This is a genomic window from Paenibacillus sp. FSL P4-0338 (genome assembly GCF_038002365.1).
Taxonomy (GTDB): Bacteria; Bacillota; Bacilli; order Paenibacillales; family Paenibacillaceae; genus Paenibacillus_AQ.
The window spans coordinates 1,143,690-1,163,698 of sequence record NZ_JBBOCG010000002.1; the positions used below are offsets into that span (position 1 = coordinate 1,143,690).

A 20,009-nucleotide genomic window follows, 5' to 3' on the forward strand; every position below is an offset into this window, starting at 1 on the left:
GCTTAGTATGGGGCGTCAAGGGTTTTTCTAGCCGGATGCATTATTTGAGAGTCATGGGAAAAAATAAGGCTGCTCAGCTTGCACAGACCCATAGCGAGAAGAGGAGGCAATATGGACAAGGAGTATTATCGCTGGAGTGATGCCCTATCGGAGCAGGACATTCCGGCAGAGGCGGTCAATTGGGACAACATTATTGCCGGTCCGGAGGATGCCGGACTGGATGAGGATGCAGGACTGCTGGATGCCGATGCAACGATTGGGGAGCTTCCGGCGGAAGACGACGACGAGGAATAGGGAGGCAAGAAAAGAATGGATATAACACGTGCGCAGGATATTTACGCTTCCAAGGACAAAATCGCGGTGCATCTCGATGGTGAGCCGGTCTGGATTGAGCATGTTGATTCCGCTAACGGCATGGCAACAGTTCAGGTAGGCTCCCGGCCGACGAATACGCAGACTGTGGGTGTTGAGCGCCTGGAGGAGCAGGGGAAGTAGCGGGTAGAAGATGCAGGGGAGTAAAAGTAACTCAGCATTGGGGCAGGACCTTATTGGCGGTATGATTAACGCCGGAGGCCCTGCTTTTTGGTGTGTTGGTTGTTGGCTGATCCTCTAACTGGTGCATGGAGCGCTATATGCTTGTTTTAGGCGGTGGCGGTGAGCGTGAAGAGGGAGCGTGGGGCGGGTATGATGTGCAGAAGTGCCTGTGAATTTGAGGAAGGTGGGGGCTTGGAGCGGCGGCTTCAGGGGGGGGCGAGTTGGGAGGAAGATGTTGAGCGGACTGGAGTGCTTTTATTTGGATGAAACTCTTCGTTTTGTGGACCCGACCGGACTCAGATGTCGTTAAGTAACCCATTCGGCGTAACATTTGGCTCAAAATTGGAAGTTAACGGCTTCTGTGGACCTCTGTCAAGAAAGTAGATACTCACGCAACGGATGCCGTCGTAAACTGCTTAGCGAATCGGGCGGGGGAAAGATACCCCAGCGTGCCATGCATTCGCTTGCGGTTGTAGTAAAACTCAATGTATTGGTAGATGTCCTGGTACGCCTGCCCTGGAGTTTTAAAACGCGGGTTACAGTAAATGAGCTCCTTCTTCAAGATACTGTGCCAGGATTCAATACAAGCGTTATCGTAACAGTTTCCTTTGCGGCTCATACTTGATTCCATCTGGTACGTCCTCAACTGCTCGGTATATTCCTTGGAGGTATACTGCGATCCCCGATCCGAGTGGTGGAGCAGTCCCGGGCCGGGTCGCTTGGCTTGATAGGCAGCCTGCAAGGCGTCTAAGACCAAGCTGGTTTCCATGTGGTCCGATAACCGCCACCCTACAATTTCGCGCGTGCACAGATCCATGACGCTGGCCAGGTACAAGCGGCCTCCACGGCAGGGGATGTACGTAATATCGGTCACCCAGGCGGTATTGGGCTTGTCGACGGTAAACTCTTGATTCAGTGTGTTCGGGGCAATAGGGTTGTTGTGCTTGGAATCCGTGGTCTGTACACGGTACGGCTTAGAGACCACCGAGCGGAGCTTCATTTGCCGCATGTACACACTCACCGTACGTTCGGTGAGGGTATAGCCTTCCTGGTGCAGCAGTCGAGTGATTTTCGGACTTCCATACCGCCCCTTATGGTCATTAAAATGGTAGCGGATTCGCTCCTGCACGGCCGCTTTACGGAGAGCCTGTGCACTGGTTTTGGCTCCGAGCCACTTGTAATATCCGCTCCTGGATACCTGCAAGGTGATGCACATCTTCTCCAAGCGAAACGCGGAGCGATGTTCCTTCATGAACTGGAATCGGCGTTCCTTGGTTTGCTGAAGATGTGCACTGCTTTTTTTAGGATGGCCAGTTCTTCCTCCCGGTCGACGAGTTGATCTTGGCGCTCCTGGAGCTGACGGCTCGCTTCCTTCAACTCGGCTTCGAGCTCCCTCACCCGATCCACACTGGCTACAGGTTCATTCTTGAGCTCCCGGTATTGTCCCATCCATTGATGAAGCGTGCTCTTGGGGATGTCCAGCTCTTCCGCTAACTCCCCGAAACTCTTCGTCTGTTCTTGTAGAAACTTAACCGTCTGCTTTTTAAACTCTTCATTGTACCGTTTTCGTTGGTCACCCATGGCAACACACCTCCGTGATCCTTATTATCCCTCCGTCCGTTAAGAGACGTCTACTATCTATTCTAAACCCACTGAGTCCGCAACAAGCAGCAGAATGATATTTTAAGCCAAATAGCGGCTTTTGGGTCCGCCGAACTCCCAACACTCCACTCATCCGCCACCACGCTCATCCGTCACCTCACACACCGTCGTCCCGCTCATCCGCCACCACGCTCATTCGTCACCACGCTCATCCGTCACCTCACACACTGTTGCCTCGCTCATCCGCCACCACGCTTATCCAACATCACGCTTATTAGCACAACACACCCCAGCACTCCCCTTACCCGCCACCTCCGCCAGCAACCTTCCTTACGTCTTCCAACGGGCAACGTCCCTCTAATTATAGCTGACACAGATATTGACGCGGGGAGTGGTGACCCCCTATATTTGGAAGAAGAATTTTGACGAAAAGAGATGATGGAAGTGCGTCCGATATTGCTGGGTGTATGCTCGGCGTTGTTTTTTGCGGTGACGTTTGTGCTGAACCGGAGGATGGAGCTTGCGGGAGGAAGCTGGGCCTGGAGCGCCTCGCTGCGGTACTTGTTCACGCTCCCGCTGCTGCTGGTTATTGTAGCCGGGAGAGGGAGGCTGAAGCCGCTGTTGGCTGCGATGAGAGAACGGCCGGGGTCTTGGCTGCTGTGGGGCACTGTCGGGTTCGGCCTGTTCTACGCGCCCATCTGCTTCGCCGCTGCCTATGCACCGGGCTGGCTGAGCGCGGGAACATGGCAGATCACGATTATCTCCGGTTCGCTGCTGGCTCCGTTCTTCGGAGAATGGGTCAGCGGACCGGGAGGACAAGTATACATAAGAGGTAAAATCCCGCTGCGCGGGCTGCTGCTCTCCCTGATTATTCTCGCCGGAGTAGCGCTGCTGCAAGTGGAGCAGGCGCGGCAGCTTGCCCCATCCCAGGTCCTGCTGGGCATTGTCCCGGTACTTATCGCTTCCTTCGCTTATCCGCTTGGAAACCGTAAGATGATGGAGCTGTGCGGCGGCCAGCTGGATGTATTCCAGCGGATTCTTGGCATGACGCTTGCCAGCTTGCCCTTCTGGCTGGCTGTCGCTCTGTATGGTATGGCAGATACAGGCCTGCCCTCCTCCCCGCAGGTAGGACAATCAGTCATTGTTGCACTCAGTTCGGGAATTGTGGCTACGGTGCTATTTTTCCGGGCTACCGATCTGGTCCGGGATAACATGAGCAGTCTGGCAGCCGTGGAAGCGACCCAGTCACTGGAGGTGCTGTTCGCCTTGCTGGGGGAGATGCTCCTGCTGGCCTCGCCGCTGCCTTCCCTGCTCTCATGGGCAGGGATCGCGGTCATTATTGGCGGAATGGTGCTTCATAGCTTGTTCTCCCGGCATCCGGGGAAGCGTACGGCGGTTCAAGCGGTCTCGACGGACTAACAGCGGCTGTTGCGGTGCAAGTAGCATACCGATATAATTAAGGATATTATTAACCGTTAAGGGACTTTAAAAAGGTGGTAGTTGCAGCTTTGGACAATAATACACAAACGGTGTTTACATACCGTTCATTCAGCCTTCAGGATACGGAGGCACTTGCCGCCGCCATCGCTGCCGCATCATCGGCGGGGATGGTTATCGGACTTGACGGGGATCTAGGTGCGGGCAAAACGGCGTTCTCGCAGTGCTATGCGCGCCATTTGGGTGTGGAAGGTATTGTGAATAGTCCTACTTTTACCATTATCAAAGAGTATGAAGGACGTCTGCCGCTGTATCATATGGATGTATACCGGATATCGCTGCAGGAAGCGGACGAGCTGGGGCTGGAAGAGTATTTCTATGGCCATGGTGTGAGTCTGGTGGAGTGGAGCCGAATTATCGCCGACCTGATGCCGCCGCGGCATCTCCATATAGAGCTGAAGACCGCCGGCCCGGATGAACGGGAGATAACGGTGACCGGAATCGGAGAGTCTTACGGCGAAGTGTGCCGGATGCTGATCCAGAAGTGGGGTAAAGAAACATGACGAACTCGAATAATGAGCCGCGTAAGCGGTTTTTGGCGCTGGATACATCAACGGCAGTTCTGGGAGTGGCCGTGACTGGCGGCGGGGAGCTGCTGCATGAGATTAATGCTTCCGGGGAGCGGAATCATTCGGTTCATCTGCTGCCTATTATTGAGCAGGCGCTTCAGGCGTCTGCGACTACGGCCGATATAATTGGCGGAATCTCGGTCGGGATCGGCCCTGGCTCCTATACCGGAACACGGATTGCTGTGACCGCAGCGAAGACGCTGGCCTGGGCTTGGAACGTTCCGGTTACTGGCGTATCCAGTCTGCATGCGCTGGCCTGGGGCGGATACCATGCGGCTTCTAGGCTTGGCACGTCAGGAACAGACTGGATCATTCCGCTGATCGATGCCCGGCGGGGACAAGCGTACACCGCTGTATTCGCGGCGGGTGGGGACAAGCCGCCCCGGCGGCTGGCACCGGATGCTATCCGGCTGATGGCCGACTGGGTGCAGGAGCTGGCGGTGCGGCTGAAGGAAGCCGCAGCTGAGGGCAAGCTGCCGGACACATTGTGGTTCGTAGGCGAGACGGCGCTGCACGGAAGTGCGGATATACTGGCTCCGCTGATGGAAGCCACGAATGCCCGGGCGCTGCCTTATGAGCTGGAAGGACGCTGGACCGGATTCCTGGCGGAAGCGGGCCTTTATGAGGAGAGCGGAGATCTGCATACGCTGATTCCCAACTATACGCAGCTGTCGGAGGCGGAGGCGAATCTGCGCCGCAGCAGCGAAGGGAGCCTGAATACACGATGATCGAACCGGAACGTAGACCAGCTCAGGGGGCTGAGCTTGTTTTTCGCCTGATGCGGCTGGAGGATGTCCCTGAGATACTAGTGATTGAGCGGGAGGCCTTTACCATGCCTTGGACGGAGGAAGCCTTCCGCAACGAGCTGACCCACAATCATTTTGCGAAATATATGGTAATGGAGCTGGCAGGGCATATTATCGGCTACGCGGGAATGTGGGCGATTGTCGATGAGGCGCATGTCACTAATATTGCACTGCTGGAGGCCTACCGGGGGCGTAAATGGGGCGAGCGGCTGCTGGACGAGCTGATGAGAACGGCAGCTTATCTCGGCATGCAGTCGATCACGCTTGAAGTACGGGTCTCCAATGAGGTGGCCCAGAATTTATACCGCAAAAAAGGCTTCAAGCCTGCGGGTACCCGCAAGGGCTATTATTCGGACAACCGCGAGGATGCGCTCATCATGTGGGCCGATCTGCCGGAGTACGGGGAGCAAGCTGTAACGGAAGGAAGCGTGGACTTGAAATGAAGACAGACACGGGCGTAAGGGAGCCTGTATTGATTCTGGCGATTGAAACCAGCTGTGACGAGACCTCTGTAGCTGTAGTGAAGGATGGCTGTGAGGTGTTGTCCAATATTATTTCCAGCCAGATTGAGACCCACCGGGCATTCGGAGGTGTGGTGCCTGAAGTGGCCTCCCGCAAGCATGTCGAAGTGATTACGCTGGTCATTGAAGAAGCCTTAAGCGTAGCAGGCGTAGGTCCGCAGGAGCTGACAGCAGTGGCGGTAACGCAGGGTCCGGGGCTGGTGGGGGCGCTGCTGGTGGGAGTCGTGGCTGCCAAAAGCCTGGCGCTGGCCTGGGGCAAGCCGCTCATCGGCACGCATCATATTGCCGGTCATATCTATGCCAACCGGCTGGTCAAGGAACTCAAGTATCCTAACATGACGCTGGTGGTGTCAGGGGGACATACGGAGCTGGTGCATATGGAGCGGGAAGGAAGCTTCCGGATCATCGGGCGCACCCGTGACGATGCCGTCGGCGAAGCGTACGACAAAGTAGCGCGGGCCCTGGGCTTCCCATATCCGGGAGGGCCGCATGTGGACAAGCTTGCGCATGAAGCGGAAGAAGCCTTCACTCTGCCGCGTGTGTGGCTGGAGCCGGGCTCGTACGACTTCAGCTTCAGCGGCCTGAAGTCTGCGGTGCTGAATGCGGTGAATCAGAGCAAGATGAAGGGGCTTGTGCCGGATGTCGCGGCTATTGCGCGCGGCTTCCAGGAATCTGTTGTTGAAGTGCTGGTCGAGAAGGCGATCCGTGCTGTCCGGGAATACCACGCGGAGCAGCTTCTGCTCTGCGGAGGGGTAGCGGCGAATAAGGGGCTGCGCGAAGCACTGACCCGGCGCTGCGGGGCAGAAGGGATTGAGCTGATTATTCCTCCACCCGTGTATTGTACGGATAATGCGGCGATGATTGGTGCCGCTGCTTATGTGAAATGGAGACATGAAGGCGGGATTCCGCTGGATATGGTAGCCGATCCCGGCTATTCGCTGGAGAAATGGTCGGTATCTGCCTATTGACTTTTGCAGAAGCCGCCGGGTATAATCAGTTCAATTCAATTACTTTATATTTGAACAAACGCAATGATCGGAAGCAGTAAGGTCACTCCGGGATAAGAGAGCTGCGGGAAGGTGCGACGCAGTCGATGGAGACCTGAACTCGTCCGGGAGCGGAGCGGTGGAAGCAGGGAGCTCTTTGAACAGGAGCACTGGCCGGTACAGGATATAATCCGGCGACCTTAGGTACATCGTTACGGTTAACCTCCGTGAGAGGGTGGTCAGTCAGGGCTTGGCGGAGTGGAAACATTCCGGAACCCTTGCAGACATGGAGTGGGTATCGCAGAACAGCTGGAAGGTTAGCGGGTTCGGATATCAACAAGAGTGGTACCGCGACAGTGAACAGCCTGTCGTCTCTTGAATGAGACGGCAGGCTTTTTTGTGTACATTTTTGAGAAGTTTATAGGAATGACACGCGAGGATCGGGAGCAGTAGACGGCTAAGGTGAGCAGAGAGCTGCGGGGAGGTGCGACGCAGACACCAGAGGCCGGCGAATCTCGCCCGTGAGCGGAGCGGCGGAAAGAGCTACAGGTACGCTGCTACGGATGTCCCCGTTACCGGACTATTCAGATCCTTAGAACTTCCGTTATCGGGGCTAAAGAGATCTGATACTAAGCTGGACGCAGCCAGGACTTCTGTACATCAGGAAGCCTATGCGTCAAAAAGAGTGGTACCGCGGAGGGCTGACCCCCCGTCTCTTTATAAGAGACGGGGGGTCTTTGTGCTTTTTAGGAGGCAGCCTTCCATTAGATAAACCTAATTTGAGGAGGAATTACGATGATCATTCCGGTAAAGAAACGAATTCAGATTTTTGACACGACGCTACGCGATGGCGAGCAGGCCCCGGGAGCCAGTCTTACTCCTGAGCAAAAGATTATTCTGGCCGGCAAGCTGGCGGACCTGGGAGTGGATGTCATGGAGCCGGGGTTCCCTGTATCCAGTCCGGGGGATTTCGCTGCAGTGGAGACGATCTCCCGCAAGATTCAGGGCGTAGAGATCTGCGGCTTCGCACGTGCCGTCAAGGGGGATATCGATGCTGCTGTACGGGCCACCCGGGATGCCGCGCGGCGGCGGATTCATCTGTTCATCTCCTCCTCCGACATTCACCTGCGCCATCAGCTGCGCATGAGCCGCCCTGAGGTTGTAGCGGTTGCAAGAGAGATGACGGCTTATGCCCGCCAGTTCTGCGATGTGGTAGAATTCACTGCAATGGACGCTGCGCGGACGGGCATCGACGATCTGATCGAGATGGTCGAGGCGGTGATTGAAGAGGGCGCTTCGATTATCAATCTGCCGGACACAGTGGGTTATGCGCTGCCGCAGGAATACGGAGAGATGTTCCGGCGTGTGCGGCTTGGGGCCAGGGGCGGAGACAAGGTTATCTACAGTGCCCATTGCCACAACGATCTGGGCCTCGCCGTAGCGAACAGTCTGGCGGCTATTGAAGGCGGCGCCACACAGATTGAGGTCACAGTCAACGGTGTGGGCGAGCGGACCGGCAACTGTGCGCTGGAGGAGCTGGTCATGGCGCTGGAGACACGCGGAGACTCTATCGGCGCCGAGACTGGAATCGTGCTGGATAAGCTGTATGACACCTCGCGGATGATCAGCGGGGCGATGCACTTCCCGATTGCCTTCAACAAGCCGGTGGTCGGGCGCAATGCCTTCCAGCATGAATCCGGCATCCATCAGGACGGTCTGCTGAAGGACCGCAGCACCTACGAGATTATGGACCCGGAGCGGCTGGGCATCCCGCGCAGCATGATTATCCTCGGCAAGCATTCCGGCAGGCATGCGCTGAAGGACCGTGCTGCGAAGTACGGCATTGCCCTGGATTCGGCGGAGCTGGACGCGCTCTACGAATCCTTCAAGGAGACGGCTGACCGCCAGAAAGCCGTCAGCGACGATGAGCTGCTGCGGATGGTCAGCAGCACTACGGGACAGCAGGCGCAGGTCTATGCGCTCGGCGAGGTCCAGGTCCTGGCCGGCAGCGCGCCGCGCCGCGTGGCTGCAGTGACAGTGCGCCATCTGCAGAGCGGCGCAGAGACGACCCAGACCAGCACCGGAGACGGTCCGCTGGAAGCGATCATTGCCGCTATAGGGCAAGGGATTGCTGAGGATATCCGCTTCGACGGGCTGGAGCTGCATTCCCTCGGCAGCGGCGGGAATGCCCAGGCCGAGGCCGCCGTAATGGTGGAGTGGAAGGACACCAAGTTCCGGGGCACGGCCATCCATCATGATATCGTGATGGCCGCAGGCATTGCTTATATCGCCGCCTGTAATGCGGCGCTGCTGTCGGAATCGGAGGTGCCCTCTCCGGGCTCAGCGGTGAATAGCTAGAAGCTGGAGACCAAAGAACAGAGCGAGGTGGCCTCGCAGGTTCAACGCTTTTTCAAGAACCGGATGCCTCTGCCATGTCATCGACATCGGCAGGGGCATTTTTGCTATCAGGGGCTAGCAGGACGGCGTACGGCCAAATGTATACAGAGAACCGAACACAATTTGCTGGCGGCAAGTGGGCATACAAAATCGCCTAAACCTAACATGATTTTTGCCCCGTGCGGCATTTGTCAAGCTGTGGACAACGTTATCCACATATTCCGCACGAGTTGTGTAAAAACCGTGTAAAATCAGCAATAACGCCTTTTTTACGAGCAGCATAAACAGGAGGTTATGCTCTGAAACAGAATTGTGAGAATTGTGGATAATGTGGATAATTCGGTGGATAAAAAGTCCTTGACAAGCAAAGTAGCCATTTTACGCATGAAAAAAGCCCCGAAGGGCTAATTTTAGGCGATAGTTATGCACGGAAACTGTGGATGGGGCTGTGGATAACCAGATTTGAATAAATTGGAAACTGTTAAAATTTTTTTTGAACCGTCTTTACATTATTCCTCAGCCAGTTTCTCCCATTCGCTAAATAAATCTCCCAGCTTGCGTTTTTTGTCCTTCAGCTCACTTTCGTGCTCCTGAAGCGCCATATAATCCTGATACACCTCAGGTTTAGTCATTTCATGCTCAATCTCCGAGATGGATTCCTCCAGCTTCGCGATATTCTCCTCCAGTTCAGAGATACGGCGCTGGCGGTTCCGCTCCTCGCGTTTGGCCTGTTTCTCCGCTTCATAGGAGAGGGAACTACCCTTTTCCGCCGCTATCGCTTCGTTGTCGGCACTGCGGGAGGACTTGGCGGCGGCCAGCTCGGCTTCCTCTTCGGCAATCGCTTTGAGCTCGAGCTTTTTCTCAATATAGTCGTCATAATTGCCCAAATACTGATCAATTCCGTCCGGGTGCAGCTCAAGTACCCGTTCAGCCATCTTGTTGAGGAAATAACGGTCATGGGAAATGAACAGCAATGTGCCTTCAAAATCGATCAGGGCCGATTCGAGCACCTCGCGGCTGACGAGATCCAGATGGTTGGTAGGCTCATCGAGAATCAGCATATTGGCTCCGCGCAGCATCAGCTTGGATAGGGCCACCCGGGCCTTCTCGCCGCCGCTCAGCGCAGCTACCTTCTTAAGTACATCCTCTCCGCTGAACAGGAAGTTGCCGAGAATCGTACGGATTCTGGCCTCCTCCAGCATCGGATATTCACTCCACAGCTCCTCAAGCACAGTATTGCGCGGATTCAGCCGGGTCTGCTCCTGATCATAGTAGGCGATCTTCACCTTGGTTCCCCAGTTCACGGTTCCGCGGGAAGGCTCGCGGGTGCCGGTCATACATTGCAGCAGTGTGGACTTCCCGATCCCATTGGGCCCGATCAGCGCCGCTGTCTCGCCGCGCCGCAGCTCGAAGGAGGCATTGCGGAAGAGCGGTGCAGCCTCCGGACTGAAGGAGACAGCGACCTCCCGGACTTGGAGCACCTCCTTGCCGGACATGAAATCAGGCTCGAAGGAGAAGCTGGCCTTCTTCAGGTCGCCCAGCGGCTTGTCGATGCGCTCCATCTTGTCGAGCGCCTTGCGGCGGCTCTGTGCCCGCTTGGTGGTGGAGGCCCGGACAATGTTGCGCTGCACGAAATCCTCCATCCGCGAAATTTCATCCTGTTGCTTCTCATACTGCTTCATACGGATCTCGTATTCCGCAGCCTTCAGCTCCATATAACGGCTGTAGTTGCCAGTGTATCTGCGCGATTGGTGCCGCTCAATCTCCACGATGGTCGTCACCAGGCGGTCAAGGAAATACCGGTCATGGGAGACGACCAGGATGCCGCCGGCGTAGCCGCGCAGATAATCCTCCAGCCAGGTGAGCGTCTCGATGTCCAGATGGTTAGTGGGCTCATCAAGCATGAGCAGATCGGGCGCTTGAAGCAGGATGCGGGCCAGTGCCAGACGTGTCTTCTGGCCTCCGCTTAAGGTGGAGATTGGAGTATCCGGTGCGAACTCTCCGAAGCCCATCCCGTGCAGCACGCTGCGGATACGCGTATTGATCTCATAGCCGCCGTGATCCTTGAACCAGTCGGAGCGTCTGGCATAACGCTCCAGCAGATCCTCATAACGCTTCGGATCTTCGGCAAGTGCCGGATCGGCGATATCCGTCTCAAGCTGCCGCAGCTCGGCTTCCGCCTCCAGCAGCGGCGCAAATACCGCGAGCATCTCTTCCTGTATGGTGTTATCCGACTGCAGGCCGCTGTTCTGGGCCAGGTAGCCAATCGTAGTCTCTTTAGACTTATGAATTTGTCCGCTGTCATAAGACATCTCACCCGCAAGGATCTGTAGAAAGGTCGATTTGCCTGCTCCGTTGACGCCAACCAGCCCGACTCTCTCCCTCTCATTCACCATGAGGCTAATGCCGTCCAGTACGCTTTGTATACCGTATGATTTCGTTATTCCTGTCGCTTGAAGAAGCATTCTGATGAAACCTCCGCCCTTGCAAATTGGCCTCGGCGGCTTGCGCCCAGGCGATTGTCTAATCTTATTCTCCAGTTTACATGAAAAAGGTTGGGCATGCGAGGTCCATTCTTCTAACAAGGGGAATGAATCAACCTTGGCGAACCGGTGAGAAGAGTGGTAAACTGAGCTTACAAACTATGATAAGCTAGGAACAAGTGAAGGAGGAGGCTGCCTATGCAGGACCGCAGCATGCAGCTTGCCGGGCGGAAGCGTGAGCTTCGCGCCGGGAATACCGCACTCCGCGATGCCTTGCCCATGGAGCAGCGGGAGCTGTTATCCGCCCGGGTATGCGCTCATGCGTGGAGCTGGTTCGTGCAGGAAGGCGCAGCTTCACTGCTTGCTTATGCCCCGCTGCGCTCCGAGCTGGATTGCCGTCCGCTTCTTGCGGCGGCGTGGGCGGAAGGGCATGAGGTGCTGCTTCCCCGCGTCAACCGGGAGAGCGGGGACTTAAGCCTTCACCGGGTAAGCTCATGGGATGAGCTTGTCCCTGGAACCTACGGGATCATGGAGCCGCCAGCCGGGAGTGCCGGACTTGCCGGGTCCATCGCGCAAGCAGGACGGGGAACCGGCTGGCCGGAGGTCATCTTCGTGCCTGGACTGGCCTTTGACCGGCGGGGCGGGCGCCTCGGCTACGGACGCGGATATTATGACCGCTTGCACACTGCCTTGGAGGCCGGAGTCCCCGGCACGGCTGCCAAGCCTATGTGGATTGGTCTGGCCTACGGCCTCCAGCTGGTACCCGAAGTACCGCTTGAAGAGCATGATGCCTTAATGGATCTGCTGATTACGGAGAACGGCATCTGGGATTGCCGGAAGGAGAGGGCTACATGGAATTAACTCATTTCAACGAGCAGGGCAGAGCCCGCATGGTGGATGTGAGCGACAAGGAAGTTACCAAGCGGACAGCGGCAGCCAGAAGCCAGGTACATATGGCCCCGGAGACGCTGAGCGCCATTAAGGCGGGAACGATCCGCAAGGGCGATGTGCTTGCGGTAGCTCAGGTTGCAGGAATCATGGCGGCGAAGCAGACCTCCAGCTGGATTCCCATGTGCCACCCGCTGCCGCTTACCGGAGTGGATATCCGCTTCATGGATAACAACAAAGATGAACTATATATAGAAGCAACCGTCAGCACTACCGGCAAGACCGGGGTGGAGATGGAGGCGCTCACTGCCGTATCGGCAGCGGCGCTGACCGTATATGATATGTGCAAGGCGCTGCAGAAGGACATGATTATCGGACCTACGATGCTGGTGTCCAAGAGCGGCGGCAAGAATGGGGATTACGCGCTGGAAGCAGAATAGATCAGCAGCAGGGAATGATACAGCCGAAGGCGCAGCGGCAGCTGCTTCAGCAGCCGGACATACATAGTACATAGAGAGGGAGGGACAACCTATGGCGTGGAAAACAGCAATCCTGACAGCCAGCGATAAAGGGGCCAGGGGCGAACGGGAAGATACGAGCGCCCAGGTGATTCGGGAACTGGTGGAGGAGGAGCTGGGCGGCGAGATCATTGAATACCGGATCGTGCCTGACGAGCAGGATGAGATTATTGCTGCACTGATTGAGCTAACGGATTATTTCCAGGCGGATCTGGTGCTGACAACTGGCGGAACCGATCTGGCCATCCGCGATGTTACGCCGGAGGCGACGCGGCGGGTCATTGAACGCGAAGTGCCCGGACTCTCCGAGGCGATGCGCAGTACGGTGATGCAGAAGAACCGCGCAGCTATGCTGTTCCGGGGAATCTGCGGGATCCGCGGAAGAACCCTGATTGTCAATTTGCCCGGTACCCCGAAGGGGGTACATGAGAATCTGGCAGCGATTATGGATCAGCTTCCGGAAGCACTGTTGATGGTTACGGGACAATACCGCCAGTAACTGGGTTCTGCCCTAATTACTTTTGTCTAAATCGTTCAGGATAGACGATGGATGTGTGATATAAGTTATGGTATTATTATTTTATCGTTAACTATTGTCATGAACGGACAGAAGGATGGGAGGAAACCGGAATGTTAGGTGGTATTGGCACACCCGGAATTATCTTGTTGGTTATCTTGGCGCTGCTGCTCTTCGGTCCCAATAAGCTTCCTGAGCTGGGGCGGGCAGTCGGGCGTACCTTCCGTGAATTCAAGGACGGTGCGCGGGAGATTGTGAACGAGCCGGAACCGGCCAAGCGGAGCGAGTCACCTGCTCCTGCGGCCTCGCAGGCAGTGTCAGCAGAACTTCCGCAGGACCGCCGTCTGCCGGAATAATTTTAAGGTTCCCACGCAGGGGCGTCTTTCCCAGGTCTGCTTTAGACCGGGGCGGCGCCCTTTTTTTGAAATATAAGAATTTATATGTTTCACATGATAAATTATCCTTCTATTTCTCGCTGAAACGGTACCGTCCTTTAATAGGACGGCATAGCCGTTTTCACTTGAAGAGAAGAACTTGTATGTATATCAAGCGATAACTTATCCATTGCTAATATGTCAATCCGGGTGGTGTCAGTCATGTCTCTGGAAGCGGAAGAAATGTCCCTCGTCGATCATCTGACGGAGCTGCGCAGACGTCTTATCTACGTGCTGATCGTGTTTGTGGCCGGACTTGTGCTCGGCTTATTCGTCGCCAAACCAATCTATCTGTATCTGATCAGCGCCGATGCTGCGCAAGGCTTCGTCCTGCATGCATTCTCCTTCTGGGATGGAATCGGGATGTATATGAAGATCGCTATGGCGGTCTCCCTGGTCTTCTCGGTGCCGTTTATCGTCTTCCAGCTATGGGCGTTCATCAGCCCCGGCCTGCGGCCAGTGGAGCGGAGCGCTGCCCTGCGTTATGTGCCGTATGTGTTTGTGTTGTTTATTGCCGGCATTGCTTTTGCCTATTACATAGTGTTCCCTATGGCCTTATCCTTCACCATCTCGATTACGCGGAATATGGGGCTTGAGGAGACCTACGGCATCGCCGAATATTTCAATTTCATGTTCAGTCTGGTGATTCCGCTGGCCCTGCTCTTCGAGCTGCCGCTGATCGTCATGTTCCTGACCAAGCTCAGGGTGCTGAACCCGCTGCGCCTGCGCAAGATGCGCCGTTATGCCTATTTCGCGCTTGTGTTCATAGCTGTGGTTATTACGCCGCCTGATTTCATCTCGGACTTTCTGGTGACGATTCCGCTGCTGGTGCTGTATGAATTCAGTGTGTTCCTGTCCGCATTCGTCTACCGCAGGCAATTGGCTGAGGACGCTAAGCGGGAGGCACGATATGTGAAGGCAGATTAGTGGGAAGGGGGCATAATATGCCCCTTGGTGGATAGAATGGAGTAGAGTGTGCGCCCAGACAAGTGCTGAAACCATAATTTTGGCAAAAACAAATACGATTTTGTGTAAAAGGACTTGAAATCCGTCTTCAAGTTGAGTATCATAAAAATTGTTGTTAGCACTACAGAGGGTTGAGTGCTAACGCTGCTGAAAAACCGGGATTGGCCGGAGCAGCTTTCCGTAAGGGATGCTGATGGCGCAGATCCCCGCAGCTCAATTTATGTTTTCAAGGCAAATCACATAATTTCAAAGGAGGCTATTTTTTCATGATTAAACCACTAGGTGAACGCGTATTGGTAGAACCAAGCGAGCAACAGGAAACTACTTCTTTCGGGATCGTGCTTCCGGACTCTTCCAAAGAGAAGCCGCAAGAAGGTACTATTATCGCTGTAGGCAGCGGAACTTTGAAAGACGGAGTCCGTGTAGCGCTGGAAGTGAAAGAAGGCGACCGTGTGCTTTTCTCGAAATATGCCGGAACTGAAATCAAATATGAAGGCAAAGAATATCTGATTATGAAAGAAAGCGACATCCACGCTATTCTTGACTAGTCTTAAGCGTCTCTCATAAGTCAGATTCAGAATACATTCACAAATTATATTAGGAGGTTAACTATACAATGGCAAAAGAAATTAAGTTCAGTGAAGATGCTCGCCGTGCAATGCTGCGCGGGGTTGACGCTTTGGCAAATGCAGTAAAAGTTACACTGGGTCCTAAAGGCCGCAACGTGGTGCTGGAGAAGAAATTCGGCAGCCCGCTAATCACGAATGACGGTGTAACCATCGCCAAAGAAATCGAACTGGAAGATGCTTTCGAGAACATGGGCGCACAGCTCGTTAAAGAAGTAGCTACCAAGACTAACGATGTAGCCGGTGACGGTACTACAACTGCAACGGTTCTGGCTCAGGCTATGATCCGCGAAGGTCTGAAGAACGTAACTGCAGGCGCTAACCCGATGGTTATGCGTAAAGGGATCGACAAAGCAGTGAAGGCTGCTGTTGCTGAACTGCAGAATATCGCTAAACCGATTGTGGATTCCCAAGCGATCGCACAAGTAGCTGCAATCTCCGCTGCTGACGAAGAAGTGGGCCAACTGATTGCTGAAGCTATGGAAAAAGTGGGCAAAGACGGCGTTATCACCGTTGAAGAATCCCGTGGATTCCTGACTGAGCTTGAAGTGGTTGAAGGTATGCAGTTCGACCGTGGTTACATTTCCCCGTACATGATCACAGATACGGACAAGATGGAAGCCGTTCTGGAGAACCCGTACATCCTGATCACTGACAAGAAGATCAGCAGCACTCAAGAAATTCTTCCGCTCTTGGAGAAGATCGTTCAACAGGCGCGTCCGCTGGTAATCATCGCTGAAGACATCGAAGGCGAAGCTCAGGCGATGCTGATCGTGAACAAGCTGCGCGGAACATTCAATGCTGTAGCGGTTAAGGCTCCTGGCTTCGGCGACCGCCGTGAAGCTATGCTGCAGGATATCGCTGCTCTGACAGGCGGACAAGTGATCACTGAGAAACTTGGACTTGATCTGAAAAGCACTTCCATCGAGCAACTGGGTAACGCCCGTCAAGTGCGCGTAACCAAAGAAAACACTACAATTGTAGACGGAAGCGGCGACAAGGCGGACATCAATGCACGTGTTAGCCAAATCCGTTCCCAGCTGGAAGAAACGACTTCCGAATTTGACAAAGAAAAACTGCAGGAGCGTCTGGCGAAATTGGCTGGCGGCGTAGCCGTTGTCAAAGTCGGTGCTGCTACTGAAACTGAACTGAAAGAGCGCAAGCTCCGCATCGAAGATGCCCTGAACGCAACCCGCGCTGCGGTTGAAGAAGGTATCGTATCCGGTGGGGGTACAGCTCTTGTGAACGTATATGCTGCTGTAGCTGCTGTTGTAGCTGAAGGCGACGAAAGAACTGGCGTTAACCTTGTGCTGCGCGCACTGGAAGAGCCTGTTCGTACGATCGCTGCTAACGCAGGCCAGGAAGGTTCCGTTATCGTGGACCGCCTGAAAAAAGAAGACATCGGCATCGGCTACAACGCTGCTACCGATGAGTGGGTAAACATGTTCGAAGCAGGGATCGTTGACCCTGCCAAGGTAACCCGTTACGCGCTGCAGAACGCAGCTTCCGTAGCTGCTATGTTCCTGACTACCGAAGCGGTTATCGCTGACAAGCCAGAACCAGCCGGTGCTGGTGGCGGAATGCCTGATATGGGCGGCATGGGCGGTATGGGCGGAATGATGTAATAAGGGTTACAAACCCTTATGCATCAAGGGTTTCCTGAGAAGGAAACACCGTTTGACCACATGATGCAAAAATAAGAGGCTTCCTATGAGTTCATTGAACTTGTGGGAAGTCTCTTTTTCATAGCTTTAGACTTTAATATTCTTCAATCTAATTCTTGATCTAAAAGAGGTTTTACTAAACGACGCACTTCGTCTGTTGAAGTGGTTTCCATTAATTGGTCTCTTAGTTCGCCTGCGCCTCTAAATCCACGAACATAGATTTTGAAATAGCGAAGAAGTGGTCTAAATGAACGTGGCAAGGTTTCTGTCGAATATTTATCGTGAAGATCCAACTGTAAAAGAAGTAAATTGAGAAAATCCTTCGCGCTATGTTCTTTAGAGTCTTTCTCAAAAGCAAATGGATTAGTGAAAATGCCGCGGCCAATCATGATACCATCAACGCCGTATTGTTCAACTATTTTTAATCCTGTTGCGCGGTCCGGAATATCTCCATTAATGGTTAACAACGTATTTGGGGCAATTTCATCACGCAATTTTTTTATTTCAGGAATTAGTTCCCAATGTGCAGCTACTTTACTCTTCTCTTTTTTGGTACGAAGGTGAATGGAAAGATTCGCAATATCTTGTTTCAATATATGTCCTAACCAATCGCGCCACTCATCAATTTTAGAGTAACCTAATCTTGTTTTAACACTAACCGGCAATCCACCTGCTTTTGCTGCTTGAATAATTTCTGCTGCAACTTCAGGATGGCGTATTAATCCAGCCCCTTTTCCACTGGCTGCGGCGTTTTGTGCTGGGCATCCCATGTTTATATCGATACCACGAAAACCAAGTTTTTTCATATCAATACTCATCTGTTCAAAAAGTGCAGGTTTATTGCCCCAAATATGAGCGACAATCGGTTGCTCATCAGCTGTGAACATTAACCGGCCACCTACATTTTCTTTTCCAACAGGATGACAATAATGTTCTGCACTTGTGAATTCTGTGAAAAATACGTCAGGTTTTGCAGCTTCACTAATGACGTGACGAAATACAATATCTGTGACGTCTTCCATTGGAGCTAATATAAAAAACGGTTTCGGTAAATCCAGCCAAAAGTTTGGTTCGTTACTCATATTATCTTCTCCTGTTGCAACATATAATCAATAGCAAAGCCTTTTACCCATCATACATAGACTAACACATTTTGTTAGGGGCTGTGAATAAATTAGGTATCCGTAAAAGTCTGATCTCCTGGAGATCTGGCTCTTTTTGCTGTTGGCCAGAAGGGAGCGGCAAGCGCGAACTTAAAGATTTCTTTAACTTTCACACAGGGGTTAATCTGCCATGTTAGAGTAGTAGCTTAATAGGATTAATCAATTGAAAGGCCGGAACTTGATGACAAAAATCAGAGGTTTTATCATTTTTTTAGTCTTTTTTCTTGCAATAACTCCATCATCATCAGCAGCAGCGGCACAAAGCTCCAGCTATGCAGAAGCGCTTAACCACTTGGGATTGTTCAGTGGAACGGAGAATGGATATGAGCTGTTGCGGGTGCCTACCAGAGCAGAAGCCCTTGTAATGATGCTGCGTCTGTGGGGGAAGGAGAAAGAGGTCCTGAAAAGCACCTACAACAGTCCATTTACTGATACAGGGTGGGAAAGCCGCTACGTGTCATATGCCTATACCAAGGGTGTAGTTAATGGAATGGATGAGTTTCGTTTTGGCGGTAACCGGCCTATCTCGCTTAACCAATATTGTTCAATGATTTTAAGGGTGTTGGGATATTCAGAAACAAAGGGCGACTTTACCTATGGAACCGCGGTTTCTTTCGCCTCAATAGTTCTAGGAATAGACCTTACCCAAGAACGCGAATTCAATCGGGGAACGCTTGCAAAAATAAGCAGTTATGTTCTAAACACAAGACCCCAAAACCAACTTGCAACGCTAGGTCAAACCCTTAGTGCAACAAATGTGTTCACCACACAAGCTTTAAACGAGGCCAGGTCACTTTGGGAGCAGGATAAAAATCTGGATTCAACGACGATTTTAATATATGCAGTGGGTTCTGACCTTGAATCACAGCAAGGCCGGCTAACCGATGACCTGGAAGAAATTTTGCGGGGTCAACCCAACCAAAATACGAAAATCCTGCTGCAAACAGGCGGAACGCTCAACTATCACAACAAATATATGACCGATGGAGCATCCGAACGCTTTGAAGTTAGTCGTGGACAGCTGCAAAAGCACGACAGCCACATCCAAACCGCCGCATCAGACCCTAAAACACTAAAGGATTTTCTTGTATGGGGCAAAACCGTTGCACCAAGTGAGCGTTATATCCTGATTCTATGGGACCACGGGTATGGAACAATGGGCGGATTTGGTGCAGACGAGTTAAATGAAAGAAAAACGATGAAGGTCTCGGAGCTTTCCCAAGCGATCGGTTCATCAGATATGTATTTCGACTTAATCGTCTTTGATGCCTGTCTTATGGGCACAGTTGAAACTGCCTATGCGCTTAGAAATCAGAGCAAATATCTCATAGCTTCTGAAGATTCAACCCCCGCAGCAGGCTTGTATTATACCACATGGATAGGTGCGCTAGAGCGAAATCCACAGATCAGCACTGAAAGAGTAGGGCGTTTAATTTTAGATTCCTTTACCCTTCATTCAGGGATGGAAGCTAAGATGCAAACCACCCTATCAATGTTGAAGCTGTCTCAGGCGGAATCCTTGGTTAAGGCTATAGAACATGCAGAATTTGATCTTTCCCTAACAGAGCTTGCAAACCGCTCAGAGCTATTAGGCAAAAACGACGGGATATTCGATCAATATGATCTTATAGAGATCATGGGCCAATCATCAGAAGTCACTGCTGCCGCCCAAGCGCTTGCCTTCGAAGTAAGAAATTCAGCAGGCTATAACCATCGGGGCGGCGTAGCAGTATATGTCCCTAACAAAAAAATTGAACTCACACATCAAATGAAACAAGAGCTACAAGCCCTTGGTCTTAGCTCAAAATACATAGAAACTATTTTCTAACGAGGAGGTA

21 protein-coding genes and 1 other annotated feature are annotated in these 20,009 nt (G+C 53.1%); of the genes, 17 read left to right on the forward strand and 4 right to left on the reverse strand.

From position 1 onward, the window contains the following. Nucleotides 1-111 precede the first annotated feature (111 nt). Both MKZ07_RS28905 and MKZ07_RS28910 read left to right on the forward strand, forming a co-directional pair. On the forward strand, nt 112-294 hold the full coding sequence (locus MKZ07_RS28905) for a hypothetical protein (RefSeq protein ID WP_036693705.1): 183 nt from the start codon (nt 112-114) through the stop codon (nt 292-294). Between the two features lie 15 nt (nt 295-309). After that, nucleotides 310-495: an H-type small acid-soluble spore protein gene (locus MKZ07_RS28910; protein WP_036693706.1), complete on the forward strand. Its 186-nt coding sequence runs from the start codon at nt 310-312 to the stop codon at nt 493-495. 427 nt (nt 496-922) lie between these two features. On the opposite strand, the gene MKZ07_RS28915 is transcribed toward MKZ07_RS28910, so the two are convergent. After that, nucleotides 923-1,786, reverse strand: coding sequence for an IS3 family transposase (locus MKZ07_RS28915; protein WP_084648871.1), 864 nt, complete (start codon nt 1,784-1,786; stop codon nt 923-925). Further along, the gene (locus tag MKZ07_RS28920; protein WP_036693708.1) at nt 1,783-2,115 is read right to left on the reverse strand and encodes a transposase; all 333 of its coding nucleotides are present in this window, start codon (nt 2,113-2,115) and stop codon (nt 1,783-1,785) included. The genes MKZ07_RS28915 and MKZ07_RS28920 overlap by 4 nt, the downstream gene beginning before the upstream one ends. Nucleotides 2,116-2,580: 465 nt before the next feature. On the opposite strand from MKZ07_RS28920, the gene MKZ07_RS28925 reads away from it, so the two are divergent. The 7 genes from MKZ07_RS28925 (at nt 2,581) to MKZ07_RS28950 (ending at nt 8,873) form a co-directional block, all read left to right on the forward strand. Then, nucleotides 2,581-3,555 carry a DMT family transporter gene (locus tag MKZ07_RS28925; protein ID WP_036693808.1) on the forward strand — a complete coding sequence of 325 codons (975 nt, stop codon included), beginning with the start codon at nt 2,581-2,583 and terminating at the stop codon, nt 3,553-3,555. 89 nt (nt 3,556-3,644) lie between these two features. Next, nucleotides 3,645-4,136: a tRNA (adenosine(37)-N6)-threonylcarbamoyltransferase complex ATPase subunit type 1 TsaE gene (gene tsaE / locus MKZ07_RS28930; protein WP_036693709.1), complete on the forward strand. Its 492-nt coding sequence runs from the start codon at nt 3,645-3,647 to the stop codon at nt 4,134-4,136. Then, the gene (tsaB, locus tag MKZ07_RS28935; protein WP_036693711.1) at nt 4,133-4,930 is read left to right on the forward strand and encodes a tRNA (adenosine(37)-N6)-threonylcarbamoyltransferase complex dimerization subunit type 1 TsaB; all 798 of its coding nucleotides are present in this window, start codon (nt 4,133-4,135) and stop codon (nt 4,928-4,930) included. Before tsaE ends, tsaB begins: the two co-directional genes overlap by 4 nt. Further along, nucleotides 4,927-5,451, forward strand: coding sequence for a ribosomal protein S18-alanine N-acetyltransferase (rimI, locus tag MKZ07_RS28940; RefSeq protein WP_076157168.1), 525 nt, complete (start codon nt 4,927-4,929; stop codon nt 5,449-5,451). Before tsaB ends, rimI begins: the two co-directional genes overlap by 4 nt. Beyond that, a complete protein-coding gene (gene tsaD / locus MKZ07_RS28945) occupies nt 5,448-6,497 on the forward strand; it encodes a tRNA (adenosine(37)-N6)-threonylcarbamoyltransferase complex transferase subunit TsaD (protein WP_036693712.1) in 1,050 nt (349 codons plus the stop codon). Before rimI ends, tsaD begins: the two co-directional genes overlap by 4 nt. A gap of 268 nt (nt 6,498-6,765) precedes the next feature. Continuing rightward, nucleotides 6,766-6,894, forward strand: coding sequence for a hypothetical protein (locus MKZ07_RS33675; protein ID WP_442792426.1), 129 nt, complete (start codon nt 6,766-6,768; stop codon nt 6,892-6,894). A gap of 48 nt (nt 6,895-6,942) precedes the next feature. Continuing rightward, nucleotides 6,943-7,235, forward strand: a binding site (T-box leader). Nucleotides 7,236-7,310: 75 nt separating this feature from the next. Beyond that, complete coding sequence (locus MKZ07_RS28950) at nt 7,311-8,873, forward strand: 2-isopropylmalate synthase (protein ID WP_036693714.1); 1,563 nt, start codon at nt 7,311-7,313, stop codon at nt 8,871-8,873. A gap of 548 nt (nt 8,874-9,421) precedes the next feature. Here MKZ07_RS28950 and MKZ07_RS28955 read toward each other — a convergent pair. Beyond that, nucleotides 9,422-11,377: an ABC-F family ATP-binding cassette domain-containing protein gene (locus MKZ07_RS28955; RefSeq protein WP_036693715.1), complete on the reverse strand. Its 1,956-nt coding sequence runs from the start codon at nt 11,375-11,377 to the stop codon at nt 9,422-9,424. Between the two features lie 216 nt (nt 11,378-11,593). Between MKZ07_RS28955 and MKZ07_RS28960 the strand changes: the two genes are divergently transcribed. The 7 genes from MKZ07_RS28960 to groL all read left to right on the forward strand — a co-directional run bounded on the left by MKZ07_RS28960 (nt 11,594) and on the right by groL (nt 16,969). Continuing rightward, nucleotides 11,594-12,256: a 5-formyltetrahydrofolate cyclo-ligase gene (locus tag MKZ07_RS28960; RefSeq protein WP_076157171.1), complete on the forward strand. Its 663-nt coding sequence runs from the start codon at nt 11,594-11,596 to the stop codon at nt 12,254-12,256. Continuing rightward, complete coding sequence (moaC, locus tag MKZ07_RS28965) at nt 12,247-12,723, forward strand: cyclic pyranopterin monophosphate synthase MoaC (protein WP_036693719.1); 477 nt, start codon at nt 12,247-12,249, stop codon at nt 12,721-12,723. The genes MKZ07_RS28960 and moaC overlap by 10 nt, the downstream gene beginning before the upstream one ends. A gap of 91 nt (nt 12,724-12,814) precedes the next feature. Next, a complete protein-coding gene (locus tag MKZ07_RS28970; RefSeq protein WP_036693720.1) occupies nt 12,815-13,300 on the forward strand; it encodes a MogA/MoaB family molybdenum cofactor biosynthesis protein in 486 nt (161 codons plus the stop codon). Between the two features lie 131 nt (nt 13,301-13,431). Beyond that, nucleotides 13,432-13,674, forward strand: coding sequence for a twin-arginine translocase TatA/TatE family subunit (tatA, locus tag MKZ07_RS28975; protein WP_036693722.1), 243 nt, complete (start codon nt 13,432-13,434; stop codon nt 13,672-13,674). Nucleotides 13,675-13,914: 240 nt separating this feature from the next. Further along, entirely contained in the window at nt 13,915-14,679 is a 765-nt protein-coding gene (tatC, locus tag MKZ07_RS28980; RefSeq protein ID WP_036693723.1) for a twin-arginine translocase subunit TatC, read from the forward strand. A 305-nt stretch (nt 14,680-14,984) separates the two neighbouring features. Then, nucleotides 14,985-15,266, forward strand: coding sequence for a co-chaperone GroES (gene groES, locus MKZ07_RS28985; protein ID WP_036693725.1), 282 nt, complete (start codon nt 14,985-14,987; stop codon nt 15,264-15,266). 68 nt (nt 15,267-15,334) lie between these two features. After that, nucleotides 15,335-16,969, forward strand: coding sequence for a chaperonin GroEL (groL, locus tag MKZ07_RS28990; RefSeq protein WP_036693727.1), 1,635 nt, complete (start codon nt 15,335-15,337; stop codon nt 16,967-16,969). Nucleotides 16,970-17,112: 143 nt separating this feature from the next. Here groL and MKZ07_RS28995 read toward each other — a convergent pair whose 3' ends face one another. Continuing rightward, the gene (locus MKZ07_RS28995; protein ID WP_036693729.1) at nt 17,113-18,090 is read right to left on the reverse strand and encodes a tRNA dihydrouridine synthase; all 978 of its coding nucleotides are present in this window, start codon (nt 18,088-18,090) and stop codon (nt 17,113-17,115) included. A 262-nt stretch (nt 18,091-18,352) separates the two neighbouring features. Between MKZ07_RS28995 and MKZ07_RS29000 the strand changes: the two genes are divergently transcribed. Beyond that, on the forward strand, nt 18,353-19,999 hold the full coding sequence (locus MKZ07_RS29000) for a clostripain-related cysteine peptidase (RefSeq protein WP_341028984.1): 1,647 nt from the start codon (nt 18,353-18,355) through the stop codon (nt 19,997-19,999). Nucleotides 20,000-20,009 lie beyond the last annotated feature (10 nt).